This is a genomic window from Alcaligenes faecalis (assembly GCF_009497775.1).
GTDB lineage: Bacteria > Pseudomonadota > Gammaproteobacteria > Burkholderiales > Burkholderiaceae_B > Alcaligenes > Alcaligenes faecalis_D.
Genome location: NZ_CP031012.1, coordinates 2,896,537 through 2,922,560, shown reverse-complemented (window position 1 = coordinate 2,922,560; position 26,024 = coordinate 2,896,537). Strand labels below are relative to the sequence as shown.

Genomic DNA, 26,024 nt, shown 5'->3' with positions numbered 1-26,024 from the left:
ATATCCCGCTACGGCTTGCGCTGTGCTGCGCTTGTGGTGGCTTGTGGTTAAAATCACCAGATCAATCGGGATTGAACCATCACCTATATGGCTATTAAATGTTAGATCTGAACCAATTACGCAAAGACTTGGAGCCGCTGGTACAGGGCCTGGCGAAACGTGGCGTGCAATTTGACACCGAGCGTTTCCAGCAGCTGGAAGCCCGCCGCAAAGCGGTACAGGTGGAAACCGAAACCCTGCAGGCCGAGCGCAATGCACTGGCCAAACGCATTGGTCAGCTCAAGTCCAAGGGCGAAGACGCCAGCGAAGCATTGGCTCAATCCCAGCAAATCCCTGTGCGTCTGAAGCAGCTGGAGCAGGACTTGTCCCAGGTGCAGGCCGAGCTGTCCTCCTGGTTTGCCACAATTCCTAACCTGCCGCACGACAGCGTGCCGGTGGGCGAGTCTGAAGAAGATAACGTTGAAGTGCGTCGCTGGATTCCCGGTCCCAAAGATGATCAGGGCAAGCCTGCGCACATTACCTTTGCGCCGCGTGATCACGTGGACCTGGGTGAGCAATTCGGTCTGGATTTTGAAGCAGCTCGCAAACTGGCTGGTGCCCGTTTCATGGTTCTGCGTGGCCCTCTGGCCCGTTTGCACCGTGCTCTGGCGCAGTTCATGCTGGACACCCAAGTGGAAGAGCACGGCTACACCGAGTGCTACACCCCTTACATCGTGAACGCATCCACCTTGTACGGCACAGGCCAACTGCCCAAGTTCAAGGACGATATGTTCTGGGTCACCAAAGGTGGTCAGGACAACGAGCCAGCCGATCCGGCCGAATCCAAGCCTGAGGACCTGTACCTGATATCGACCTCCGAGATCAGTTTGACGGGCATGGTGCGCGACGAGATTCTGGCTGGTGATGCGTTGCCTATGCGTCTGACTGCTCATTCGCCTTGTTTCCGTTCGGAAGCCGGTAGCGGTGGCCGTGATACACGTGGTGTTATCCGTCAGCACCAGTTCGACAAAGTAGAGATGGTGCAGATCGTTCACCCTGAACAATCCTACGAAGCGCTGGAGTCCATGGTCGGTCACGCCGAGCACGTTCTGCAGGCTCTGGAACTGCCATACCGTGTGGTGCAGCTGTGCACTGGCGATATGGGCTTTTCTGCTGCTAAAACTTACGACCTGGAAGTGTGGTTGCCTGCACAGGATACGTTCCGCGAGATTTCCTCGGTGTCGAACTGCGAGGCTTTCCAGGCTCGTCGTCTGCAAGCGCGTTTCCGTGCTGACAGCAAGGCGCGTCCGGAATTCGTGCATACGCTGAACGGTTCCGGTCTGGCTGTAGGCCGCGCCTTGGTGGCCGTGCTGGAAAACCACCAGCAAGAAGACGGCAGCGTGATTGTGCCCAAGGTTCTGCGTCCTTATATGGGCGGTCTGGAGCGTCTGGTGCCTGCCAAGTAAAGCATCTGTCAGAATAGAAAAAGGGCTGATGACCGTACTGGTCCTCAGCCCTTTTTTATTTCTGGATTCGCATGGAGTGATCAATCATCCCAGTAGCGCTCCTGCTGCTTGCGCCAGCGCTTGTGGGCGCGTCGCTGTTCTTTGCGCCATTCCTTGTTGGAGCGGCCATATTCCACGTAGCCGGGACGATACACATAACGTGGAGGGTGATAAACCACCGGCGGTGGAGCGACATAAACCGGGCGTTCCACAATTTGTGCGGGCGGGTAGTAGATCGGTCCGTAACCGATACCGGGAATACCGACATTGATGTCCACATTCACACCACCTGCGAAGGCGGTGCTGGTGCCCAGAACCATCAAACCGGCGAATAGTAGCTTTTTCATATGCTGCACCTCTCGTGACTCTAGCTGCAGCGATTGTTGCCCAAAACCTGTAGCTCAAACGTTAGGTAATCCTGGCAAAGCACTTCCAAAAGCAACATGGCTCGTATGAGCTATGCCAGGGGTTTACCTTTCTTAACACATGTGTCCCCTGCCTGACGGGGCAGGGGAGGCGCATGGCTTGGTTCAGAAGGTATGGCGTTCAACCTGACGATGGCGGATAGGGCGACGGTTGTAGTTTGCGTGTAGCTGTCTACCGTGCACGGAATCCAGTTGCTTGTTCAGGTGTGGCGTATGGCGTGCGTTGCGCTGTGGAGGCTCTGCACGTGGCTTGGAATTGACTTCCAGAAACCAGAGACAGAGAGCGGCCCAGAAGAACAGCGACAGGATATTGACCAGCCCGCCTCGCAGGGAAGCGTAGCCCGTCGCATCCGAGGCCTGAATACGCAACACATCAGACAGGACCGGGATAGAACCCAGGGTTTCAACCACCAGGCTGCCTGGTATACGGAAAGCCCAGCGCACAGTCTGGAGAATCTCATTCAGGCTGTATATGCCATCGCCGTTGGCGTCGATAATCCATTGGAAGGTTTGCATGACAATTCCTTTTATCAAGTCCGGCAAGCTGCGTCGGAATTACAAGGACTGCCTTAAAAAGGGCAGGGCTGCGATGCATCAATGTGTACTTCCAATATAGGCCTGCGACTCAGGGGGAACAAGCGAAATGGGCCGAAATGGAGGGTAAACCCTTGATTGAAAAGAATTCTTTGGCTTGGCTCAAGGGGCTTATCCGAAAATGCTGTTCTTTGACGCCAGTGCTATGCGTCTTTAGTGCTTGTCAAAGTGTGTTCTTTCATCTATATTTATGGGCTTGCTTGTAACCATATAAGCAATCGCGGACAGGTGGCAGAGTGGTCGAATGTACCTGACTCGAAATCAGGCGTACGTGCAAGCGTACCGTGGGTTCGAATCCCACCCTGTCCGCCACCTAGAATTTTGAAAGCCCTTGATTATTCAAGGGCTTTTTTATTTTCTGCGCCGCGTGCAGTGACAGTGACACGACTTGCCAGTAGCCTTTGAGGCTTACTTCCCTGGGAGCGCGGATGTCTGAAAACAAAACCCCATCAGTTCCTTTGAGCTACTTGCTGGGCTTTAACGCCGGTTATGTGGATACGGCAGGCTTTCTGGCATTGAATGGCCTGTTTGCTGCGCATGTGACGGGGAACTTCGTGACCTTGGGTGCTGCCTTGATTCATGGCAGCACAGGGGCGATTTCCAAACTTTTGGCCTTGCCCGTGTTTTGTGTGGCTGTCGCTTTGACGCGTCTGGCCAGCAATGCTCTGGTAGACCGGCAAAAGGCCCCCATGCACAGCCTGATCGTGGCTCAGGTTCTGCTGCTGGCTATCGCCGCCACTCTGATGCTGGTGTTTGGCCCATTCGCAGATAGCGATGCCTTGCCTGCTTTTGTTGCAGGCATGCTGATGGTTGTTGCCATGGCTGTGCAAAATGCCATGCAGCGCATGCATTTGAGCCAGTTGCCGCCCTCGACCCTGATGACCGGCAACACCACCCAGGTCATGATTGATCTGGCTGACCGGCTCAAAGGCCTGGGCGATGCGTCATCTACGGGACGGCTACGCAAAATGCTCCCTGCCATTGCCAGCTTTGCAGTGGGTTGTGCCTTGGCGGCACTGGCCTATGTGCTCTTGGGAATGTGGAGCTTTGTCTTGCCGCCCGTGATTGCGGTCTGGAGCGCGGTAGCGCTCAGAAAGCTGGAGCAGCCTTCTGGATGATTCCGGACAAAAGGATCCCATTGCATTTCCCGGCAGTGCAGGGCGGCGAGTACACTTGGGGTTTCAGTTCTCTGTTGTCAATACTCACGAGGTATCTATGCTGAAAGGTAAAAAAGCGGTCGTAACAGGATCGACCAGTGGTATCGGTCTGGCCATGGCCACCGAGTTGGCAAAAGCCGGTGCAGATGTGGTGATCAATGGTTTTGGTCAGCCTGAAGATATCGAGCGCGAGCGCAGCACGCTGGAGTCCAAGTTTGGTGTCAAAGCCTATTATCTGAATGCAGACCTGAGCGACGCACAGGCCACGCGCGACTTTGTTGCCAAGGCGGCAGAGGCCCTGGGCGGTCTGGATATTCTGGTCAATAACGCCGGTATTCAGTACACCGCGCCTATCGAAGAGTTCCCGGTTGATAAATGGAACGCCATCATCGCCCTGAACCTGTCGGCTGTCTTTCACGGCACAGCGGCTGCCTTGCCCATCATGCAAAAGCAGGGTTGGGGGCGCATCATCAATATCGCCTCGGCTCACGGTCTGGTGGCCTCGGTGAATAAGTCCGCTTATGTGGCTGCCAAGCACGGTGTTGTGGGTCTGACCAAAGTGACCGCGCTGGAAAATGCCGGCAAGGGTATTACTTGCAACGCAATCTGCCCAGGCTGGGTACGTACTCCCTTGGTGGAAAAACAGATTGAAGCGATCAGCCAGCAAAAAGGGATTGATATTGAAGCCGCCGCACGCGAGCTGCTGGCTGAAAAACAACCTTCCCTGCAGTTTGTGACTCCCGAGCAATTGGGTGGCGCTGCTGTGTTCCTGTCCTCTGCCGCCGCAGATCAAATGACAGGTACGACGCTAAGCCTGGATGGTGGCTGGACGGCTCGCTAATCGCTGTCAGAGCGTATTTTGTAGATAACAGATAAAGGGCTTGGCCCTTTATCTGCTTGGATAGAAAGGATATAGGCGCATGTTGTTATTGCTCTCGCCAGCGAAAAAGCTGGATTACGATTCCCCTGTACGCACGGAGCTGGAAACGCAGCCTCTGTTTGTGGAGCAGGCGCAAGGCTTGATTGATATTTTGCGCACTCAGTCCGAAGAGGATATTGCTGGCTTGATGAAGCTCAGCGACGACCTGGCGCGTTTGAATGTCCAGCGTTACCAGGAGTGGGAGCCCAAGTTTGACCGCTCCAATGCCCGTCAGGCCATTCTGGCTTTCAATGGCGATGTGTATGAGGGCATGGCTGCTACCGACTTGTCGGACAAGGAGCTGAAGTGGGCGCAGGATCACATTGTGATTCTTAGCGGCTTGTACGGAGCGTTGCGTCCTTTGGATTTGATGCGTCCTTACCGTCTGGAAATGGGTACTCGCTTGAAGAACCCCGGTGGTGCGAATTTGTACGCGTACTGGGGCAGCCGCATTGCCAATTACCTGAACGAGCGTCAGGAAGGCGAAACCAAGCCCGTCGTATTGAACCTGGCCTCGGAAGAGTATTTCAAGGCGGTGGATCAGAAAGCGCTGCGTGCCCGTGTGGTTCAGTGTGTATTCCAGGATGAGAAAAACGGCGTCTGGAAGATCATCAGCTTCTACGCCAAGAAAGCCCGTGGTTTGATGGCCCGCTTTGTCATCGACAAGCGAGTGCAAACGGTGGAAGGTCTGAAGGCGTTTGATCGCGAAGGGTATGTATTCCAGCCTGAGTTGTCCAGCGAGGACAAGCTGGTGTTCCGTCGCTCCGAGCAGGACGCCAAGGCTTGATAAGTATGTAGCTTTATTGCTTGCGCCGTAGGAACAGCTCCTTAGCTGATCTGCGGTCTTGCAGGTATGAAAAGGAAAGGCAAGGCCATGTATTGCGCCTTGCCTTTTTATTTTTGGTCTTGCACCCTGAGGCGGGATTGGCACCCTATGCTCTTGTGCTTTGTGCTTTGTGCTTTGTGCTTTGTGCTTTGTGCTTTGTGCTTTGTGCTTTGTGCTTTGTGCTTTGCGCTTTGAGTTCTTGTTTATTTGGTCCCGACAGCGAGTTCCAAATGTATGCGGGACATGGCCATCAAGCCCCTTGCTGTTTCAGTTCCTGCTTGCGCTCAGGCGGCAGTTGCGGGCCGGCGCTGTATTCCAGACCTCTCATATCCTGACGTATCAGCTGGGCGGCTTTGCTCATCTGGCGGATAGGGTAGGCCAGCATGGCCAGCTCGCCTTCGGTTTCGATAGAAGCGGGCGGGTCTGCATCCTGGTCGTTGATCAGTGCGCCAATCGCATCCAGAGAGTTCTGTATACCCGGCGGAATCTGGCTCAAATTGGCCAGCAGCGGGGCCGCAGCGCTGATCTGTGAGGCCAGCACGTGGTTCTGGATCAACAGGTTGTTCAGCAGGGACACATTGGCTTGTCGGCTGACAGGCTCATCCATCATGCGATAAAAGGCCGAGGCAAAGTTGCTGAAGGCAATATGCACGTTCTTGTTCGCCACTTGCCAGGCGGTATCGGCTTCCATCAAGTCCAGATCCACTTGGCTTTTCTGGGCCTCTGTCATGGTCGGTTCGCCTTCCTGACCGCTTTTGAGGATCTGGTTATGCAGGCGGCTCAGGCGAGCGAACTCCATGCCTGCGCGCCAGAATTCTTTATTGGCGGCCAGGGCGGCTCGGGCCAGCCCCGTCATGGCGCTGGATTCCCAGTTGGGCAGCAAGTAACTGGCAGCCATGGCAATACCGCAGCCAATCAGCGTATCCACCAGACGTTCTCCAATAATGAAGGAGCCGCCTGTGGACAGGAACTGGAAGGACAGGATCACAAAAATCGTGTTGAACAAGGCGGATAGCAGGAAGTTCAGTTGAACCAGGCTGTTGCCCAGGAGGTAGGCCAGCAACATGGCGATCAGATACAGCTCGCGGTTGTCCGTCAGTTTCAGGAGCAGGAAGGCGGCTCCGCAGCCCAGTACCGTGCCAAAAAGACGCCAGCCATTGCGCTGGCGGGTGATGGCAAAGCCTGGCTTCATGATCACCAGAATCGTCAGGATGATCCAGTAACTGTGAGCCGTCAGGGCACTGACCAGACCCAGTTCGCTTTGGAAGTGAGCGCTAAGCGCACCCACTCCCAGGGCCACCATGGAAGCAATACTGACACGTGCTGCATAGCGGAAGTGGGAGGACTTCAGCTTCATATTGCTGCTGAGCATGCCCAGACGCAGCTCTTCGCGCGAGAGCATGCGGCTTAGCGATTTGTTCAGATACTGGTCGACCGGTAGATTCTGGCTGGCGCGATGTGAGAGGCTAGCCATGCTGTCCACAATACGGTTCAGGTTACGCAGGCGGCGCAAGACCTGAACCAGCAAGGCATAGGTTTCCGGGTCGGTTTGCGACATGCCCTGACGCTTGTATTGCTCCAGCTCGTACTCCATGGCCCGGATTTCGGCTTTGACACTGGCTCGTCGTTGGGTACGTGTACTGCGCGACACGTTCATCGCAATACGGCCAATATCCAGCGACAGCTTGTGCAGGCCATCACGCGCAAAAATCATGAAGTCGCTATCGGCCAATTGACGGCGCAGGACGGTGTAGTCCGTATAGGTCGCAACCAGCGAGTCCAGAATGCTGACCATATTCAGGAAGATCGTCAGCAGCGCCTTGCGGTGATGATCGCCTCGTCCATAACCGCGCGGCAGCTCACGCAGCACCACGTCGCGGGCAGCCTGGTGCTTTTCGGTCATATTGGATTGAAGATTGATCAGCCGTCGATAGCAGGCATCCAGGTCCGAGGTGGGGTCATAAAACTGCGAACGCGCTTCCATGTATTCCGCCGTGGCAAACAGGGCCACCGCCAGTGTCTGGCGCTCCTCCCGATACCAGAACAAGCGTCGGAACAGGGTGCTGAACAGATAGTAGGACAGGCCACCCGCAAAGGAATACAGCGTATGCGCCAGGACCTCGTGAGGCTGCATGGGAAATCGCATCGTCAAGGTCATCAGAAGCAGAGCGGCAAAGCCGATCAGCCCGCCACGACGGCCAAAGACGGAGAACATGCTGTACAGAAAGCACAGAAACGGGACGCACAGTACCAGCAGCAGGGGAGAGCTGGAAGCCAGACCTGTCAGGCCGACAGTGACAGTGCCCAGGGCAATACCACCCAGCATTTCATTGTTGCGGTAGCGGCGCGGGCCGCCGGGCTGGTCAATGATGGCAACGCAGGTGGCGCCCATGGACGCAATGACACCAATGTCATAGTGACCAAAGAAGCGGCCCAAAATAATGACCGGCAACAGCACACCGATGGACTGGCGCAGTCCGCCGAAAAAATAGTGGCTATACAGGAATTGTTTTAATTGTGGGATGGGCGATGCCATAAAATACCCGGACAGCTCGTCATAGGTAGACAGTATATCGTTTTACGTATGCAAGCTTTAAGCCTGTTTTTTTGCACTTTACCAACAATCACAGTTGCTCGCTTTGAGCAGTCAAGGTAAAGTAACCAGGTGTTTTTGCTCCTTATCCGAGCAAATTGTAGCGAGGCACTGTTAACCGGGCCATCCGCCCGGTTTTTTGCGCCTAAAAACTTTGTTGCTGGCCGCGTCACAAGCGTGGGATGCCAGGACTTCCGTTTCAAGCTAACGCATACGTTTTTGTATGCACGCACTGGGTGTCGAAGAGTGCAGGCCGGACGGTAATGTGTCTGGGTGGTGTGGTCCTGTGGGCCATGAAGCGCCAGATCATGTTGCTGACATCGGTTCAAGCTCGGACCGTCGTGGTCGATCGATATTGCAGAGCAAGACTGAAAGGAAAACTCATGTCTGAATTAAATGGCGCAGATATTGTTGTGCGCACGCTCGCGGACGAAGGCGTGGAACACGTTTTCGGTTATCCGGGTGGTGCCGTTCTCTATATCTACGACGCAATCTTCAAGCAGGACCGCTTCCAGCACATTCTTGTGCGTCATGAACAGGCTGCTGTTCATGCTGCGGATGCCTATTCCCGTTCGTCCCAAAAAGTTGGCGTGGCACTGGTAACCAGTGGCCCGGGCGTCACCAATGCCGTCACCGGTATTGCGACCGCTTACCTGGACTCCATTCCGATGGTCATCATCAGTGGTCAGGTCAGCACCCAGGCAATTGGTGAAGATGCTTTCCAGGAATGTGATGCCATTGGTATCACCCGTCCTTGCGTCAAGCACAACTTTCTGGTGCGCGATGTTCGTGATTTGGCCGATACCATTCGCAAGGCATTTTTCATTGCCACTACAGGCCGTCCCGGTCCTGTGCTGATTGATATCCCCAAAGATATTACGACTGCAACGTGCAAATACACGCCCAAGCGTGGCGAGGTCAAGATGCGTTCCTACGCACCTGTGACCAAAGGCCATCAGGGGCAGATCAAGAAAGCCGTCCAGATTCTCAATAGCGCCGAGCGCCCACTGATTTATGTTGGTGGTGGCGTGGTGCTGGGTAATGCTGAAAGCGAGCTGAGCGAACTGGTCAAGTTAAGTGGTGCCCCTTGCACAACAACCTTGATGGGCTTGGGTGCCTATCCGGGTACGGCAGACCAGTACATTGGTATGCCCGGCATGCACGGTACCTACGAAGCAAATATGACCATGCAAAACTGCGATGTACTGATCGCAGTTGGCGCACGCTTCGACGATCGTGTGATCGGTAATACTCGTCACTTCAGCCAGAACCCACGCAAGATCATTCATATTGATATTGATCCTTCCGTGATCTCCAAGCGCGTGAAAGTTGATGTGCCTATCGTGGGCTGTGTCAAAGACGTGCTGACCGAGTTCAACGAGCTGTATGCGCAAAGCCGTCAGGAATCGCAGAACCAGCCTTCCTTGAACGACTGGTGGAAACAGATCAACGTCTGGCGTGGCAAGAACTCCTTGGCCTACGCCAAGTCGGACGAACTGATCAAGCCGCAATTCGTGGTGGAATCCCTGTGGGAAGTGACGGGCGGCAACGCTTTCGTGACGTCCGACGTGGGCCAGCACCAGATGTGGGCGGCTCAGTACTACAAATTCAATAAGCCTCGTCGCTGGATCAACTCCGGTGGCCTGGGCACGATGGGCGTGGGCTTGCCGTACGCAATGGGTGTGCAAATGGCCAACCCCGGCCAGGATGTTGCCGTCATCACCGGTGAAGGCTCCATCCAGATGAACATCCAGGAACTGTCTACGTGTAAACAGTACCGCTTGAGCCCCAAGGTTCTTTGCCTGAACAATCGTTATTTGGGCATGGTGCGCCAGTGGCAGCAAATCGACTACGGCTCGCGTTATTCCGAGTCCTACGTGGATGCACTGCCTGACTTTGTCAAACTGGTGGAAAGCTATGGTCACGTGGGTCTGGAGATCGACAAGCCAGCCGATGTGGTCCCCGCTATTCGCGAAGCCTTCACCACGCACAAAGACCGCCTGGTATTTCTGAACTTCATCACGGATCAAACCGAAAACGTGTTCCCGATGGTGAAAGCAGGCCGCGGCCTGACAGAAATGCTCTTGGGCCCGGACGATCTGTAAGGAGAGAACCATGAAACACGTCATTTCTATCCTTCTGGAAAACGAGCCCGGCGCACTGTCCCGTGTAGTCGGCCTGTTTTCGGCCCGTGGCTATAACATCGAGACCTTGACGGTTGCCCCAACCGAGGACGATACCCTGTCTCGCATGACTATCGTTACCCGAGGGGCGGACGACGTCATCGAGCAGATCACCAAGCACTTGAATCGTCTGGTTGACGTGGTCAAGGTGGTGGATCTGTCCGAAGGCCCACACATCGAGCGTGAACTCATGCTGATCAAAGTGCGGGCAGTGGGCAAGGAACGTGAAGAGATGAAGCGCATGGCGGATATTTTCCGTGGTCGCATCATTGATGTTACGGACAAGACATACACCATCGAACTGACCGGTGTTCAAGACAAAATTGCTGCTTTCATCAATGCGCTGGATCGTACGGCCATTCTTGAAACAGTGCGCACCGGGGTCTCTGGTGTCAGCCGTGGCGAACGTGTCTTAAAGCTGTAAGCCAAGGCTTTTTCAGGACATAATTACCGCTTTTATTCAAGGAGCTGCTTTTCAAGGCGGCTCCTTATAAAGTGTAAACACGGCCTGACGCTGTGTAGACCGCGGTGGCCCTGTTCTGGAAGTAATGAGTCAAGGTCCTTTTTGTGCCGCTGCTGCATGAGCGGCCATTCTCGAATTGCTGTTTAAGCGAAATTATTAAATTTGGAGCACCTGAAATGAAAGTTTTCTACGACAAGGATTGTGATCTTTCCCTGATCAAAGGCAAGACCGTTGCCATCATCGGTTACGGCTCGCAAGGCCACGCCCACGCCCTGAACCTGCACGAGTCCGGCGTGAACGTGGTTGTCGGTCTGCGTAAAGGCGGCGCTTCCTGGAGCAAAGCCGAGAACGCTGGCCTGAAAGTTCAGGAAGTGGCTGAAGCCGTCAAGAGCGCTGATGTCGTCATGATCTTGTTGCCTGACGAAAACATTGCCGAGGTTTACCGCAACCAGGTTGCCGAGAACATCAAGCCCGGCGCCGCTCTGGCATTTGCTCACGGCTTTAACGTTCACTACGGCCAAGTTGTGCCACGTGACGATATCGACGTCATCATGATTGCTCCCAAGGCTCCTGGTCACACTGTGCGTGGCACCTACAGCCAAGGCGGCGGCGTTCCTCACCTGATCGCTGTTTACCAGGACAAGACTGGCGCTGCTCGCGACGTGGCCCTGTCTTACGCATCCGCTAACGGCGGTGGCCGTGCCGGTATCATCGAAACCAACTTCCGCGAAGAAACCGAAACCGACTTGTTCGGCGAACAGGCTGTTCTGTGCGGTGGTGCCGTTGAGCTGATCAAGGCTGGTTTCGACACGCTGGTTGAAGCTGGTTACGCTCCTGAAATGGCTTACTTCGAGTGCTTGCACGAACTGAAGCTGATCGTGGACCTGATCTACGAAGGCGGTATCGCCAACATGAACTACTCGATCTCCAACAACGCCGAATACGGCGAGTACGAGACCGGTCCGAAGATTGTTACCGACGAAACCCGCAAAGCCATGCGTCAGTGCCTGGAAGACATCCAGACTGGTGTGTACGCCAAGAACTTCATCCTGGAAAACGCCGCTGGCGCTCCTACTCTGATCTCGCGTCGTCGTATCAACGCCGAATCGCAGATCGAGCAGGTGGGTGGCAAACTGCGCTCCATGATGCCTTGGATTGCCGCTAACAAGCTGGTTGATAAGTCCAAGAACTAAGTTTGATATCGGGGCAGGTGCATAGCCTGTCCTGGTCTTGAACAAAAAACCGGCTGACGTCTTTTGGCGCCAGCCGGTTTTTTATTTTGTTTTTATAGCTGTTGAGCTGTATTCACGTTTACCAGGGTCTTCTGGTGCCCGGATATCAGTGGATTCGTGATGGGTTTGGGCGCTGTATTATTGATTTTTGCAGCACTGTCAGACAATTCCAGGCCAGCCAATACTATCTGGGCAGGGCGGGGCAGATGCAGCGCGGCGAGCGCCGTTGCCCTGCGATTCACGGATTCTTCTTTGAGGGACGGGAGTTTATACTCTTGCCTGATGCCTGATGCCTGATGCCTGATGCCTGATGCCTGATGCCTGATGCCTGATGTCTGATGTCTGTCGGCCTGAACAGGCTTGGGTTTGGCTCTGCGTATCCAGCCCTTTTTAAGGCGGCTGACGGTTATTCGCCTGAATTATTCTCGCTCTGTGGCTTGGCTTACAATGCTACATTTGAGCGTCAAGTCTCTAGCAACAACTCTTAAAGCATAAATTATGCCCAATTTGCTCAATGATGAAACCCGTCGTCGGCGTAGCATCTATCTTCTGCCCAACGCATTTACGACCGCCAATCTGTTCGCGGGGTTTTATGCCGTTGTGCAGGCCATGAATGGCCGCTTTGAAGCCGCAGCCATCGCTATTTTCCTGGCACTGGTATTTGACGGTATGGACGGGCGGGTCGCTCGTTTGACCAACACCCAGTCTGCCTTTGGCGAGCAGTACGACTCCATGGCCGACATGATCTCCTTTGGTGCAGCTCCCGCGCTGGTCATGTACGTCTGGGCCATGCAGGGTTTGGGGCGCTGGGGCTGGTTGGCCTCCTTTATTTACGTAGCCGGTGGTGCGCTGCGCCTGGCTCGTTTCAATACCAATATTGAAGTGGTCGACAAGCGTTTTTTCCAGGGCTTGCCCAGTCCGGCAGCCGCTGCGCTGGTGGCCGGCTTTGTGTGGCTGGCGGTGGATAACAAACTGTCCCTGCAAGTAAACGTGATTCCTTGGGTGGCCTTCGGTTTGACCATTTATGCCGGTCTGGCCATGGTGTCCAATGCGCCGTTCTATAGCGGCAAGTCCTTTGCCATCAGCCGCAGCGTGCCATTTTGGGCCATGTTGCTGTTCGTGCTGATCTTCGTATTTGTCTCTACGGATCCGCCGGTCTTCCTGTTTGGCCTGTTCTGCCTGTATGGCTTGTCGGGCTGGTTCGTGATGGCCTGGCGCTGGCGTCGAGCCCGTGCTTTGGCACGACTTCGGCGTGGAAACAACTAAAATTCCTGGCTTTGGCAGGCCAGCAGGCCGAAATGCTTAACGCCTTGCCCGGTTTTTCGTTATAATCATTTGCTTGCACTGGACCCGGTGGGTCTGGTGTACTCAATCTCATTTTCAACACGTTAGGGCACCTCGGTCCTAACGCAAGTCTTAGAGGCTAAATAAAATGGCAGTTGCAGATATCAAAAAAGTCGATATCGTTTCCGAGTTTCAGCGTAAACAAGGCGATACAGGCTCCCCAGAAGTGCAAGTGGCTTTGCTGACCGCTCGCATCAACGAATTGACCGGCCACTTCAAGGCTCACAACAAAGATCACCACTCCCGTCGTGGTCTGTTGCGCATGGTTAGCCGTCGTCGCAAATTGCTGGATTACCTGAAAGGTCGTAATCCAGACGCTTACCGTGCTTTGATCGAAAAACTCGGTCTGCGTAAGTGATACCGGGGCTGGCTCCCCGCTAAACAACCGTGCATTCGGCGAACTGGTTTCGCTGTGTGCACGGTTTTTTTATTGTAAGGATTCTCCTAATGTTCAATAAAGTCACCAAGTCTTTCCAGTACGGCGAACATACCGTCGTTCTGGAAACCGGCGAAATCGCACGTCAGGCGTCAGGTGCCGTGCTGGTTTCGATTGAAGACACTGTTGTGTTGGCCACTGTTGTTGGCAAAAGCGAAGCGAAAGCAGGTCAGGACTTCTTCCCTCTGACTGTTGATTACGTCGAAAAAACCTACTCCGCTGGCAAGATCCCTGGTGGTTTCTTCAAGCGTGAAGGCCGCCAGTCCGAGCGCGAGATCCTGATCTCCCGCCTGATCGACCGCCCACTGCGTCCTCTGTTCCCTGAAGGCTTCTACAACGAAGTTCAGGTCATCATTCACACGGTATCGGTCAATCCTGAAATTGATCCTGATATCGCTGCCATGATCGGCGCTTCGGCTGCCCTGGCTATCTCCGGCATTCCTTTCAATGGTCCTGTGGGCGCTGCTCGCGTGGGTTACGTTGATGGTCAGTACGTACTGAACCCATCCGCTACTCAGCTGAAATCCTCGGCTTTGGATTTGGTTGTGGCCGGTACCGAACAAGCTGTGCTGATGGTTGAGTCCGAAGCCAAGCAATTGTCCGAAGAAATCATGCTGGGTGGTGTGGTGTTTGCTCACGAGCAAATGCAAGCTGCCATCAACTGCATTCACGAACTGGTTGAAGAAGCTGGCAAGCCCGAGTGGGATTGGCAGCCTGCTGCTGTTAACGAAAGTCTGCTGGCTTCGGTTACCGCTGCTGCTGAAGAAGGTCTGACACAGGCCTACCAGACTCGCGAAAAACAAGCTCGTACCGAGCAAGTGCGCGCTGTCTACGCTCAGGTTAAAGAAACGGTTAAGGCTCAAGCTGAAGCCGCCGGTCAGGATCAGCCTGATATGGTTGCCGTCGAAAACATGATGTTCGACCTGGAAAGCAAGATTGTGCGTTCGCGCATCTTGAGCGGCGAGTCCCGTATTGACGGTCGCGACACCCGCACAGTGCGTCCTATCAGCATCCGTCTGGGCGTTTTGCCCCGTGCTCACGGCAGCGCCTTGTTCACACGTGGCGAAACTCAGGCTTTGGTGGTGACCACCCTGGGTACCAAGCAAGACGAGCAGATTATTGACTCGATCATGGGTGAATACCGCGATCGCTTCATGATGCACTACAACATGCCTCCGTTCGCCACCGGCGAAGCTGGCCGTTTTGGCGCTCCAAAGCGTCGTGAAATCGGTCACGGTCGTCTGGCCAAGCGTGCCTTGACTCCCTTGCTGCCTGCTGCTGAAGACTTCCAGTACTCCATCCGCGTGGTGTCCGAGATCACTGAATCCAACGGTTCCTCCTCCATGGCATCGGTGTGCGGTGGCTCGCTGTCCATGATGGACGCTGGCGTGCCTGTGCAAGATCACGTGGCCGGTGTGGCCATGGGCCTGATCAAGGAAGGCAACAAGTTTGCTGTGCTGACAGATATCCTGGGTGACGAAGATCACCTGGGCGATATGGACTTCAAGGTTGCCGGTACCGAGAAAGGTATTACTGCTTTGCAGATGGACATCAAGATCCAGGGCATCACCAAGGAAATCATGCAGGTTGCATTGGCTCAGGCTCACGAAGGCCGTATGCATATCCTGGGCAAGATGAAAGAATCCATCGACGGTTCCCGTACCGAGATGTCCGAATTTGCGCCTCGCATGCTGACCGTGAAGATCAACCCCGAGAAGATTCGTGACGTGATTGGTAAGGGTGGTGCAACCATCCGCGCCCTGACCGAAGAAACCGGTACACAGATCGATATTTCGGATGACGGCACCATCACTATCGCCAGCGCCGATCTGGACAAGGCCCGCGAAGCCGAGCGTCGTATCAAAGAACTGACCGCTGAAGTGGAAGTGGGTCAGGAATACGAAGGCCCAGTGATGCGCTTGCTGGACTTTGGTGCGATTGTGCAAGTGCTGCCAGGCCGTGACGGCTTGCTGCACATCTCCGAGATTGCCAACTACCGTATCGCCAACATCAATGACGTACTGAAAGTAGGTCAGGTTGTTAAGGTCAAGGTCATCGAAGCTGACGAGAAGGGTCGTCTGCGTCTGTCGATCAAGGCTATCGGTGGTATCGAAGCTCAAGGCGGCCCAGCTGCTCCTGCTGCTTCCTGATAGCGTTTGCAGTCTGCTTGAAGAAAAACCCGCCTTTCGGCGGGTTTTTTGCGTTTGGAGCTGCCGGGTTTGGGTGGGCTAATGGTTTGAGTGCTACTTGTTTAAACGTTGCTCATCCTGTCTAAAGTCTTGGCCTTTGCGCTCTGGAGGAAATCTGTAATGTGCCTTGGTAGCGTTTGTCTTGGGCTTGCGGGGGCTTTATTAAGCGCTGCCTGGATATCGAACTCATAAAATGCATCCATAAACATAGAATGGTGCGATGCCATGCTGATCCAGGTCTGAGTTCTTGCTGGTGTGGGTGCTGGCCGAGCATGGTCAAAAGCTGATGCAGGAGAAATTACATGATGGGGATAAGCAGGCTATCCAGATGCGTGTGTGCTGCGGCGCTAGTTGGATCTGCGTGGAGCGTTGGTGCCTATGAAGTCGCGGATACGATCTTTCTGGATGCGAAGATCTATACCGCCAATGTAAATGCGCCTGATGCCGAGGCGATGGCCGTGAGTCAGGGCCAAATTTTGGCCGTAGGCAAGCGTGAGCAGATTTTGCAATATCAGGGGCCGGAAACTCGCATGCTAAGCCTTGAGGGGCGACGCGTTATGCCTGGTCTGATTGATGCTCACTCACATGCTGTTTTTGCGGGTCTGGCTGCCTTGGCGCCAAACCTTGAGGATCGAGAGCTCAGCCCCCTGGAGCTTGCTCAGCAGTTGCAAATCTGGCTGGCGGAAAAAGGCTCCGGGCCGGATGTGCCCGTGGTCGTGTTTGGCGTGAATCCTGCCGTGGGGTCGGCGCCCGAGTCATAGAGCGCTTTGCTGGATGTAGGGGCCTGACAGAATCAGGCTGTGTTGCTGATGGGGGCTGACTATCATACGGCATGGGCCAACCAGGCAATACGTGGAAAGGCGGGAATTGACGCTGCCTACGTGTAGGCATTGCCTGAGAAGTCTCGCCACACAATCGGTGTGAGCAAGACTGGTCAGCCTCATGGGGTGTTGGTGTATGCCGGCCTGGATAAGGTAACGGTGATCTTGCCCAAGCCAACTGAAAAGCAGTTGCTGGCAGCTGCCAAGGCCGCGGTTGAAACGAATAATCATTATGGTATTACCGCCTGGATGGACCCGGCAGCGAATGTCGGTCCAGGTGAGGCTTTGTTTTCGCGGCCCCTGGGTGGGGATGGAGAGGGCATATTGCCTGCTTATCGGGTTTTATCTGAAGCGGGCTTATTCACTGCTCATGTTGCTGCCTTGCTGGTCGCCAGCCCGGATAGTGATGCTGCGGATCTCGATCGGCTCGATAGTGTTCGAAAGCGCTTTGCACACATCCCTAACCTGAGCTTGCCGGGCATCAAGGTGTTTGCTGATGGGGTGTTGGAGTATCCGGCTCAAAGTGCAGCCTTGCTTGGCCGCTACGAGAACTCAGGCAAGCAGGGAGAGCTACTGCTGGAGCAGCATGGGGCGGTGGTTGTGGGTGCCAGTGATTGGCCGATTTCTACGGTGAATCCGTGGGAGGCTATTCATCATGCGATGACACGTTCTGGGCCGGGTGGTGGCTTGAATGCAGGCGAGCGTATGGATAAAGACAGTATGTTCACAGCCTATACCATCAATGCAGCCAGGGCTATTCGAATGGAAGGGAAGATCGGCTCACTGGAGGCGGGCAAGCAAGCGGACTTTATCGTGCTGGATCGTGATGTGCTGGAGGTGGATGTGGAGACCTTGAAAGACATACGGGTTTTGGCGACTTACTTTGCTGGTCAGCAGGTCTATGGCGCGACTCTGTGAGTGGGGAGTGAAAAGCGCCTCTCTGGTCTTGTGCGGATTCACATGAATACTGACTTTTCTTGAGGCGGAGAAAACAAAAAAGCCCACCATGAGTAGTGGGCTTTTTGTTGCCTGGTTTTTGCCGCGAAACTAAAGCGAATTTTGGCAAATATAAGGCTTATTTGGCCGTACAGACCGCTTCAAGTCTATGGTGCATCCAGCCGGAATCGAACCGGCACGATCAAAGATCGAGGGATTTTAAGTCCCTTGCGTCTACCAATTCCGCCATGGATGCAGCGGGAGATGATGGCGGAAGCGGTGAGATTCGAACTCACGGATGGGTTACCCCATCGCCGGTTTTCAAGACCGGTCCATTCAACCGCTCTGGCACGCTTCCTATCTGTTGGGCTTTTCCCCGGCAAGTCACATGCGAAAAAAAGCATGGAGGCCAGGAAAGCCTTAAAGTGTAACGTATAAATTTGCCAGCGTCATGGAAATAATCTGTTTTCAGGGCTGGAATAGGGCGCTGATAGCAGTGCCTGTGATAGATTGCAGCAGGTAAGGCGGCTGCTGGTGGTTTGTTGCCAGGGCCGTGCTGGAAAAATAGTCTAGATATCAGGGAGTAGGTATGCGAGCTGTTGAAATTACCGAGTTTGGAAAATCGGAAGTATTGCGAGTGGGTGAGCGCCCCATGCCGCAGACGGGGCCTGGTGAGGTGTTGGTCAAGGTGTTGGCGGCGGGTGTAAACCGTCCAGACGTCTTGCAGCGGGCGGGTGCGTATCCGCCCCCGGCTGGCGCATCCGATATTCCTGGTCTGGAGTTGGCCGGTGAAATCGTATCTGGCGATGTGCAGGGTAGTGAATTCAAGATTGGTGATCAGGTTTGTGCTTTGGTGACCGGCGGGGGCTATGCTGAATATTGTGTGGTTCCAGTACAGCAATGTTTGCCTATCCCCGCGGGTTTTAGTTTGCTTGAGGCGGCTGGTTTGCCAGAGACCTTCTTTACGGTCTGGAGCAATGTGTTCGACCGTGGCCAACTGAGCAAGGGTGAAACCCTGCTGGTTCATGGCGGTGCCAGTGGAATTGGAACAACAGCAATTCAGCTGGCTGTGGCTCTGGGGCATACGGTTTACGCCACGGCTGGTAGCGACGAGCGTGTTGAGGCCATTAACCGTTTGGGCGGGATTGGCATCAACTATAAAACCGAGGTTTATGAAGACGTCATCAAAAGCAAAACAGGCGGTCGTGGCGTTGATGTGATTCTGGATATGGTCTCTGGTGATTACATCAACCGGGATTTGACGTGTCTGGCCGATGACGGCCGTATCGTCATTATTGCTTTGCTGGGTGGGGTGAAGGCCACGATCAATTGTGGCGAGATCCTGCGTCGTCGTCTGACTATTACCGGCTCAACCCTGCGCTCTCGTCCTGTCGAGTTCAAGGCGCAGCTGGCGCAGGCACTGAAAGCGCGTGTCTGGCCTTTGCTGGAAGCAGGGCAGGTGCGTCCCTTGATTCACGCCACTTTCCCTCTGGAAAAGGCGAGCGAAGCGCATGCCATGATGGAGGCGGGTGAACAGGTGGGCAAGATCATTCTTGTTCCTTAAAAGCAGCAAGGGGTGGCATAGCCACCCTTTTTCTTGCTGGTTTGAAACGAATTTTCTGCCAAAGATGCGCGAAAAGGATTTGCTCGCGCTACAATAGCCGGTTAGCTGCGCCTTGATTGTGGGCGTTGGTGTAACTTTTTGACTGGCATCAAGGGAGCAATGAGCGTACATTCTTCGCGTAAACGACTGGTTGCGGGTAATTGGAAATTAAATGGCTCGCTTGATGGCAACAGCCGTCTGCTGCAAGAACTGCTCGTTCAGCCTGATGCGCAGGCAGATTGTGATGTGCTTGTATGCGTTCCTTATGTGTATTTGCCTCAGGTGGCAGATATCTTGAAAGATTCGACCATTGCGGTTGGTGCTCAGGATGTCAGTGTCCACGCCAAGGGTGCATACACCGGGGAGATCTCGGCGGCCATGCTGGCTGATGTAGGTTGTCGCTGGGTGATTGTCGGGCATTCCGAACGTCGTCAGTATCACCAGGAAAGCAGTGCTCAGGTCGCCGCCAAAGTTGTTGCGGCACTGGATGCGGGCTTGACGCCCATTGTCTGTATTGGCGAGCAGTTGGCCGATCGCGAGGCAGGGCAGGAAACCTGTGTGGTGCAAGATCAGCTCGAACCCATCAAGGCTCTTGGGGCCGACGTGGTGTCCAGGTTGGTTCTGGCATACGAGCCGGTCTGGGCTATTGGTACTGGTCTGACTGCAACGCCAGAGCAAGCACAGCAAATGCATCAACAGATTCGTGCTTATATGGAGTCGGATCAGTTGCGTATTTTGTACGGTGGCAGCGTGAAGGCGGATAATGCCGCTGAGTTGTTTGCCATGCCGGATATTGATGGTGCCTTGGTGGGTGGTGCATCTTTGGATGCACAAGAATTTTTACGTATTGTGGCCGCTTAAAGGGTCTGGAGTCTTTAAATGCAAGATTGGATGTCTTCCGTTCTGATGGCGGTGCAGGTTATCTCCTCGCTGTTGATTATTGGTCTGGTTCTGCTGCAGCAAGGCAAGGGCGCTGATATGGGCTCGGCCTTTGGTGGTGGTTCGGCAGGTAGCGTGTTTGGTGCAGCGGGCGCGGCGAACTTTTTGTCGCGCATGACCAAATGGGCGGCAATCGTCTTTTTTGTGTCTACCGGCGGTTTGGCCTGGGTCGCTCACCATCCTGCGCAGAAAGTGGATGCGGGCGTGATGCAAGGTTACGAGTCTTCCGTTCCTGGTGCAGCCACATCGGGCGCCGCTTCGGTTCCTGCTCCAGCGGCCTCCGTGCCTGCGGCTGTTCCTTCGGCAACTCCTGAGCAAAGCGCTCCAGCGGTTCCCGCAGCTGAGTAAGCTCGGTCTGTTTGTGGGTTTGTTGTTGCTCTATATATAAGAGGCAACAAAGATCACAGGCAGGATCGCAGCTGCGATATCGAAGCCCGCCGTAATGGCGGGCTTTGTTCATTTAGCGGTGTTTGTGTGGAATATGGCTGCGTACGTGCTTTTTTAGGCGTTTTGGGCTGTTTTGTACTGACAGCTTTACTTTTGTCATGCTAATATCGCTGTCTTGATTGCTTGCCGACGTGGTGGAATTGGTAGACACGCTATCTTGAGGGGGTAGTGGCGAAAGCTGTACGAGTTCGAGTCTCGTCGTCGGCACCAAACAAAAAAGTTGGAAAGTTCTGCGATTGCAGAACCTGGAAATAAAACCTGATCCTGAAAAAGGACAGGTTTTTTTTTCGCCATTTTTTGGTGTTTTGTTTTTTTGTGGTGGGTTGCTTGCGCCGTGATTTCCGGGGCTGGTTCTTGTTTGTTGGATAAGCGCTTGAATCGGGTCAGTGCATGCTGAATTCTGTATCTGTTTTGATTCTCATAATATGAGAATTCATCAATCAAGCCATATGTTCGTCTCCGGCTCTTGATGGGTTCAGAGCGGCGATCTGGTCTTTTTTCGTCTTGATTTCATTTTTTGCCTTGTTTGCAGAGAGCCAGCATTGGCGACCGATTGCTCAGAAGACTTAAAGCAAGTTCTTAAGAAGATTGTAGGTTTAGGCTGCTAATAGTCGTGCTTGGCTAAAGCGGCTTGCAAAGCCGCTGTAAGTGGGTTTTTGTTGTGTATAGCCAACAAGCTGTGCACAAAGATTCACGTTTCCGAACGGTTTCGTAGTCAAGCGACGGGAATTTTGATGCAATAGCGTTAACTTCCCATCGCGGAGTTAGAAAGAGCAGCAGCACTGTTGTAGTTGGGCTGCTCTGATTTACTCAAATCTACGGAGATTTCTTACATGAAAAAGACTCTGCTCGCTGCTGCTCTGATGGCCGGCTTCGCTGGCGTCGCACACGCAGAAACGTCTGTCACCCTGTACGGTATTCTGGACGCTGGTATTGGTTACCAAAAACTGAAAGTTAACGACGACGCTGGTGATTTCTCCCAGAAGCGTACTGGCATGATCAACGGTATCCAGTCTGGCAACCGTTGGGGCCTGAAGGGTTCCGAAGATCTGGGTGACGGCCTGCGCGCTGTATTCGTTCTGGAAAGCGGTTTCGATCTGGGCACCGGCAAATCCGGTCAAGGTAGCCGTTTGTTCGGTCGTCAAGCCACTCTGGGTCTGGCTGGCGACAGCTGGGGTCAACTGGACTTCGGTCGTCAAACTAACATCGCCTCCAAGTACTTGCCAGGCGTAGCCGATCCTTTCGGCGGTGGTTTCGACCAAGCTAACATCGGTGGTGCTTTCACAGCAGCTAACACCGCTCGTTACGACAACATGGTCATGTACCAAACCCCTAACTTCTCCGGCTTCCAGTTCGGCGTTGGTTACTCCTTCAACGTTGACGGTAAGCAAGGTTGGGACGTTGACGGTGCAGACAAGACAAACATGCGCGGCGTGACCACCGGTCTGCGTTACGCTAACGGTCCAGTCGGCGTTGCTGTAACGTACGATCAGTTCAAGACTCCAGAAAACCTGGGTGACAGCACTTCTGTTAAGTCCTGGAACATCGGTGGTAGCTACGACTTTGAAGTTGTGAAAGCTTACTTGGCTTTCGGTCAAACTCGTAACGGCCTGTTCGCTTCCCAAGACTACTCCGGTAGCTCCGACGTTCTGCCTAACAGCGGCAACATGATTGGTATGGACGGTCTGAAGATCAACTCCTACCTGGTTGGTGTCTCGGCTCCTGTTGGCGCTGGCACCCTGATGGCTTCTTGGACCATGGCCGACATGCGTGCCGTGCCAACTATGTTCTCCGGTCTGGACATGGAGAAGAAGAAACAGCACACATACAGCTTGGGTTACAGCCACCCACTGAGCAAGCGCACGAACGTGTACGCAATTGGTTCCTATGCCAAGAACGTGTACTTCGTTCCTGACGCTAAGTCCACTCTGTTGGGCGTTGGTCTGCGTCACCAGTTCTAATCGTTTCGCGTAGCATGTCTACGCGTTGCGAAAAGCAGGCCTTTGGGCTTGCTTGAGCTGATGAAGTATAAAAAGCCATCCTTCGGGATGGCTTTTTTTTGGCTGGTTTCTAGTCTGTCTGTCTGTCTGTCTGTCTGTCTGTCTGTCTGTCTGTCTGTCTGTTTGTCTGTTTGTCTGTCTCGGTGCTTGCTTGTGTATCTGTGCTTGCTATGGGCGCTTATATGCACAATCATATAATCCTGCTATGTAGACTAGGCTGAGCTTGCGACCACTTGGTTTTGTTTGTCTTGCTTACAAAATAAGCACGAAAAATCGTTTTCTTGGTGTCTCAGGCTGACATTTTCCTTACAAAAGCGGGTAAGATAATTAATTGATGCCTGAAATCACAACCCTTAATAAAGTAAATAATCAATAGTTGAAGGGTTTTTGGTCAGGTAGCTGACAGTTTTTGCGGCATGGGTGCAACACCCGTGCATAGATGTAATGGTTTGGGGTTATCCCCCAAAACTGTGCTCTCAAAATGCTACAATCCAAGAGTTTATTTACTGCGATTGGATGCTTTGCATGAACCTGCAAGAGTACTTTCCCGTTTTGCTATTTATCATCGTCGCCACTGGGATTGGCCTGGCTCTACTTTTGGTCGGTCGAGTGCTTGGTCCAAACCGGCCCGATGCTGAAAAGCTCTCTCCTTACGAATGCGGTTTTGAAGCATTCGGCGATTCGCGCATGAAGGTGGACATTCGTTACTACCTGATCGCGATTCTGTTCATCATGTTCGATCTGGAAATCGCTTTTCTGTTTCCCTGGGCCATGGCCAATGGAACAGTAGGCCTGGTCGGTTTCTGGACCGTTATGGCGTTCCTGGCCGTTTTGACGGTCGGTTTTATCTACGAATGGAAAAAAGGCGCTCTGGACTGGGAGTAACCCATCCATGGAGAACCCTGCTTGGGGTTTTCGCGTCTGCTGCTGGGCATAAGGGGCACGAGGATGCGTCTTGATGACAGCGGGTTTGGTCAGCAACAGGATAGGCCGGGGCTTCCCAGGGTCTGATCCGGCAAAAGGCAACTACTATGGCTATCGACGGCATTCTCAAAGAAGGTTTTGTGACGACCAGTGCAGACAAGTTTCTGAACTGGGCAAAAACAGGGTCCATGTGGCCCATGACATTTGGTCTGGCCTGTTGTGCAGTGGAAATGATGCACGCTGGTGCAGCTCGTTATGACCTGGACCAATTCGGCATTATTTTCCGTCCCAGCCCACGTCAATCTGACTTGATGATTGTGGCGGGCACCCTGTGCAACAAGATGGCACCTGCCTTGCGCAAGGTATATGACCAGATGGCCGAGCCACGCTGGGTTGTATCCATGGGCTCCTGTGCCAATGGTGGCGGCTACTACCACTACTCCTACTCGGTTGTGCGCGGTTGCGACCGCATCGTGCCGGTAGACGTGTACGTGCCGGGCTGTCCTCCAACCGCTGAAGCTCTGGTTTACGGCTTGCTGCAAATGCAGAACAAGATCCGTTTGACCAATACCATCGCACGCTGAACGGTTAGAACAGGCTAAACAAGACTATGACACGGCTAGAAACTTTAAAAACCAACTTGCTCTCTATCCTTGGCGAGCAGGCTGCGTTGACGCAAGCGCGCAATGAACTCACTTTGGAAGTGCCGGTTGATGCGTGGCTCGATACCTGCACACTGTTGCGCGACCACGCTGATCTGCGCTTTGAGACCTGTATCGACTTGTGCGGGATTGATTATTCCGCCTGGAAAGCGCCTACCTATCAGGCCGCATCGGCTCAGTTTCCCCATCGCTTTGCCGTTGTGCTGCACTTGATGTCCTTGAAGCACAACTGGCGCCTGCGTGTGCGCTGCTTTGTGCCCAACGACGATTTCCCCGCTTTGCCAACCCTGTTCGAGGTCTGGCCTTCGGTGAACTGGTTCGAGCGCGAAGCGTTTGACCTGTACGGCATTATTTTCGAGAACCACCCTGATCTGCGTCGCATCCTGACCGACTACGGTTTCATCGGTCATCCGTTCCGCAAAGACTTCCCCATCTCCGGCTACGTCGAAATGCGCTATGACACCGAGCAGAAGCGGGTCATTTACCAGCCCGTCACCATCGAGCCGCGTGAAATCACGCCACGAGTGGTGCGCGAGGACGATTACGGAATTGGGCGATAAGCATCATGGCAGAAATTCAAAACTACACCCTGAACTTTGGTCCTCAGCACCCAGCCGCACACGGTGTGTTGCGTTTGGTGCTTGAGCTGGACGGTGAAGTCATTCAGCGTGCTGACCCCCATATTGGTCTGTTGCACCGCGCCACTGAAAAGCTGGCCGAGCACCGCACTTTCCTGCAAACCCTGCCATACATGGATCGTCTGGACTATGTGTCCATGATGGTTAACGAACACGCCTACTGTATGGCTGTGGAACGTCTGGTCGGTGTTGAAGTGCCGTTGCGTGCCCAGTACATCCGCGTGATGTTCGACGAGATCACCCGCATTCTGAACCACCTGATGTCGGTTGGTTCGCATGCGCTGGACGTGGGTGCCATGGCCGTGTTCCTGTACGCCTTCCGTGAACGTGAAGACCTGATGGACTGCTACGAAGCCGTCTCCGGTGCCCGTTTGCACGCGGCCTACTACCGTCCAGGTGGCGTTTACCGCGATCTGCCCGGCACCATGCCTCAGTACAAGGCCAACAAATACCGCTCCGACAAAGAACTGAAAGCCATGAACGAAGCGCGTTCGGGTTCTTTGCTGGATTTCATCGAAGACTTCACCAACCGTTTCCCCGCTTGTGTTGACGAGTATGAAACCCTGCTGACCGATAACCGTATCTGGAAGCAGCGTCTGGTGGGCGTGGGCGTGGTCGATCCTGATCGCGCCAAGGCGCTGGGCTTTACCGGCCCTATGCTGCGTGGTTCGGGCGTGGAGTGGGATCTGCGCAAGATGCAGCCCTACGAAGTCTACGACCGTGTTGAATTTGATATTCCTGTGGGTCGCAACGGTGACTCTTACGACCGTTACCTGGTTCGTATCGCAGAAATGCGCGAGAGCAACCGCATCATTCGTCAGTGTGTACAGTGGCTGCGCAACAACCCCGGCCCTGTCATCACGGATAACCACAAAGTGGCGCCGCCATCGCGCGAACGCATGAAAACCGGGATGGAGGACTTGATCCACCATTTCAAACTGTTCTCCGAAGGTATGCACGTGCCTACTGGCGAAGTGTATGCCGGTGTGGAGCATCCCAAGGGCGAGTTTGGCATTTATCTGGTATCTGACGGCGGTAACAAGCCTTACCGCATGAAGATCCGTGCTCCGGGCTTCGTCCACTTGCAGGCCCTCGATGAAATGAGCCGCGGTCACATGATTGCCGACGCGGTCACTATCATCGGCACGCAGGACATTGTGTTTGGCGAGATCGACCGTTAAGGTCGCGCCTGGAAAAACGGAACCGAAT

The 26,024-nt window shown here is 54.1% G+C and carries 23 protein-coding genes and 4 tRNA genes; 22 read left to right on the top strand and 5 right to left on the bottom strand.

Features of this window, described 5'->3' with window-relative positions:
* Positions 1 to 98: 98 nt before the first annotated feature.
* A complete protein-coding gene (gene serS, locus DUD43_RS13610) occupies positions 99 to 1,445 on the top strand; it encodes a serine--tRNA ligase (protein WP_153230697.1) in 1,347 nt (448 codons plus the stop codon).
* Positions 1,446 to 1,525: 80 nt separating this feature from the next.
* Here serS and DUD43_RS13605 read toward each other — a convergent pair whose 3' ends face one another.
* Both DUD43_RS13605 and DUD43_RS13600 read right to left on the bottom strand, forming a co-directional pair.
* Positions 1,526 to 1,831 carry a hypothetical protein gene (locus DUD43_RS13605; RefSeq protein ID WP_153230696.1) on the bottom strand — a complete coding sequence of 102 codons (306 nt, stop codon included), beginning with the start codon at positions 1,829 to 1,831 and terminating at the stop codon, positions 1,526 to 1,528.
* Positions 1,832 to 2,014: 183 nt separating this feature from the next.
* Positions 2,015 to 2,425 carry a hypothetical protein gene (locus tag DUD43_RS13600; RefSeq protein ID WP_035272137.1) on the bottom strand — a complete coding sequence of 137 codons (411 nt, stop codon included), beginning with the start codon at positions 2,423 to 2,425 and terminating at the stop codon, positions 2,015 to 2,017.
* Positions 2,426 to 2,725: 300 nt separating this feature from the next.
* On the opposite strand from DUD43_RS13600, the gene DUD43_RS13595 reads away from it, so the two are divergent.
* The 4 genes from DUD43_RS13595 (at position 2,726) to yaaA (ending at position 5,366) form a co-directional block, all read left to right on the top strand.
* Positions 2,726 to 2,815 (top strand) — tRNA-Ser (locus DUD43_RS13595).
* Between the two features lie 116 nt (positions 2,816 to 2,931).
* Positions 2,932 to 3,621: a YoaK family protein gene (locus tag DUD43_RS13590; RefSeq protein ID WP_153230695.1), complete on the top strand. Its 690-nt coding sequence runs from the start codon at positions 2,932 to 2,934 to the stop codon at positions 3,619 to 3,621.
* A 97-nt stretch (positions 3,622 to 3,718) separates the two neighbouring features.
* Positions 3,719 to 4,501 carry a 3-hydroxybutyrate dehydrogenase gene (locus DUD43_RS13585; RefSeq protein WP_153230694.1) on the top strand — a complete coding sequence of 261 codons (783 nt, stop codon included), beginning with the start codon at positions 3,719 to 3,721 and terminating at the stop codon, positions 4,499 to 4,501.
* 79 nt (positions 4,502 to 4,580) lie between these two features.
* Positions 4,581 to 5,366, top strand: a complete 786-nt coding sequence (yaaA, locus tag DUD43_RS13580) for a peroxide stress protein YaaA (RefSeq protein ID WP_153230693.1) — start codon at positions 4,581 to 4,583, stop codon at positions 5,364 to 5,366.
* Between the two features lie 289 nt (positions 5,367 to 5,655).
* On the opposite strand, the gene DUD43_RS13575 is transcribed toward yaaA, so the two are convergent.
* Entirely contained in the window at positions 5,656 to 7,941 is a 2,286-nt protein-coding gene (locus DUD43_RS13575) for an FUSC family protein (RefSeq protein ID WP_153230692.1), read from the bottom strand.
* Positions 7,942 to 8,381: 440 nt separating this feature from the next.
* Between DUD43_RS13575 and ilvB the strand changes: the two genes are divergently transcribed.
* The 8 genes from ilvB (at position 8,382) to DUD43_RS19255 (ending at position 17,584) form a co-directional block, all read left to right on the top strand.
* Positions 8,382 to 10,103: a biosynthetic-type acetolactate synthase large subunit gene (gene ilvB, locus DUD43_RS13570; protein ID WP_153230691.1), complete on the top strand. Its 1,722-nt coding sequence runs from the start codon at positions 8,382 to 8,384 to the stop codon at positions 10,101 to 10,103.
* Positions 10,104 to 10,113: 10 nt separating this feature from the next.
* The gene (gene ilvN / locus DUD43_RS13565; RefSeq protein ID WP_003801075.1) at positions 10,114 to 10,605 is read left to right on the top strand and encodes an acetolactate synthase small subunit; all 492 of its coding nucleotides are present in this window, start codon (positions 10,114 to 10,116) and stop codon (positions 10,603 to 10,605) included.
* A gap of 215 nt (positions 10,606 to 10,820) precedes the next feature.
* The gene (ilvC, locus tag DUD43_RS13560; RefSeq protein WP_153230690.1) at positions 10,821 to 11,837 is read left to right on the top strand and encodes a ketol-acid reductoisomerase; all 1,017 of its coding nucleotides are present in this window, start codon (positions 10,821 to 10,823) and stop codon (positions 11,835 to 11,837) included.
* Positions 11,838 to 12,374: 537 nt separating this feature from the next.
* Positions 12,375 to 13,142: a CDP-diacylglycerol--serine O-phosphatidyltransferase gene (pssA, locus tag DUD43_RS13555; RefSeq protein WP_153230689.1), complete on the top strand. Its 768-nt coding sequence runs from the start codon at positions 12,375 to 12,377 to the stop codon at positions 13,140 to 13,142.
* A 166-nt stretch (positions 13,143 to 13,308) separates the two neighbouring features.
* Positions 13,309 to 13,578 carry a 30S ribosomal protein S15 gene (gene rpsO / locus DUD43_RS13550; RefSeq protein ID WP_003801068.1) on the top strand — a complete coding sequence of 90 codons (270 nt, stop codon included), beginning with the start codon at positions 13,309 to 13,311 and terminating at the stop codon, positions 13,576 to 13,578.
* Positions 13,579 to 13,667: 89 nt separating this feature from the next.
* Positions 13,668 to 15,806 (top strand): polyribonucleotide nucleotidyltransferase, encoded by a 2,139-nt coding sequence (gene pnp, locus DUD43_RS13545; RefSeq protein ID WP_153230688.1) that lies wholly within the window; start codon positions 13,668 to 13,670, stop codon positions 15,804 to 15,806.
* 497 nt (positions 15,807 to 16,303) lie between these two features.
* Entirely contained in the window at positions 16,304 to 16,606 is a 303-nt protein-coding gene (locus DUD43_RS19260) for a hypothetical protein (RefSeq protein ID WP_221079235.1), read from the top strand.
* Positions 16,607 to 16,765: 159 nt separating this feature from the next.
* A complete protein-coding gene (locus DUD43_RS19255) occupies positions 16,766 to 17,584 on the top strand; it encodes an amidohydrolase family protein (protein ID WP_228125792.1) in 819 nt (272 codons plus the stop codon).
* Positions 17,585 to 17,772: 188 nt separating this feature from the next.
* Here the strand turns inward: DUD43_RS19255 and DUD43_RS13535 are convergent.
* Positions 17,773 to 17,858 (bottom strand) — tRNA-Leu (locus DUD43_RS13535).
* 12 nt (positions 17,859 to 17,870) lie between these two features.
* Positions 17,871 to 17,960 (bottom strand) — tRNA-Ser (locus DUD43_RS13530).
* A gap of 231 nt (positions 17,961 to 18,191) precedes the next feature.
* Between DUD43_RS13530 and DUD43_RS13525 the strand changes: the two genes are divergently transcribed.
* The 9 genes from DUD43_RS13525 to DUD43_RS13480 all read left to right on the top strand — a co-directional run bounded on the left by DUD43_RS13525 (position 18,192) and on the right by DUD43_RS13480 (position 25,996).
* Entirely contained in the window at positions 18,192 to 19,166 is a 975-nt protein-coding gene (locus DUD43_RS13525; protein ID WP_153230687.1) for an NAD(P)H-quinone oxidoreductase, read from the top strand.
* 159 nt (positions 19,167 to 19,325) lie between these two features.
* Positions 19,326 to 20,066, top strand: a complete 741-nt coding sequence (gene tpiA / locus DUD43_RS13520; RefSeq protein ID WP_153230686.1) for a triose-phosphate isomerase — start codon at positions 19,326 to 19,328, stop codon at positions 20,064 to 20,066.
* Positions 20,067 to 20,084: 18 nt separating this feature from the next.
* On the top strand, positions 20,085 to 20,492 hold the full coding sequence (gene secG, locus DUD43_RS13515; protein WP_153230685.1) for a preprotein translocase subunit SecG: 408 nt from the start codon (positions 20,085 to 20,087) through the stop codon (positions 20,490 to 20,492).
* Positions 20,493 to 20,716: 224 nt separating this feature from the next.
* Positions 20,717 to 20,801, top strand: a tRNA-Leu gene (locus DUD43_RS13510).
* 623 nt (positions 20,802 to 21,424) lie between these two features.
* Positions 21,425 to 22,552: a porin gene (locus DUD43_RS13505; RefSeq protein WP_153230684.1), complete on the top strand. Its 1,128-nt coding sequence runs from the start codon at positions 21,425 to 21,427 to the stop codon at positions 22,550 to 22,552.
* 564 nt (positions 22,553 to 23,116) lie between these two features.
* Entirely contained in the window at positions 23,117 to 23,476 is a 360-nt protein-coding gene (locus DUD43_RS13495) for an NADH-quinone oxidoreductase subunit A (RefSeq protein WP_003801061.1), read from the top strand.
* A gap of 146 nt (positions 23,477 to 23,622) precedes the next feature.
* Entirely contained in the window at positions 23,623 to 24,099 is a 477-nt protein-coding gene (locus DUD43_RS13490) for a NuoB/complex I 20 kDa subunit family protein (RefSeq protein WP_003801059.1), read from the top strand.
* A gap of 26 nt (positions 24,100 to 24,125) precedes the next feature.
* Entirely contained in the window at positions 24,126 to 24,737 is a 612-nt protein-coding gene (locus DUD43_RS13485; RefSeq protein WP_042482529.1) for an NADH-quinone oxidoreductase subunit C, read from the top strand.
* Positions 24,738 to 24,742: 5 nt separating this feature from the next.
* Entirely contained in the window at positions 24,743 to 25,996 is a 1,254-nt protein-coding gene (locus DUD43_RS13480) for an NADH-quinone oxidoreductase subunit D (protein WP_003801056.1), read from the top strand.
* Positions 25,997 to 26,024: the final 28 nt, after the last annotated feature.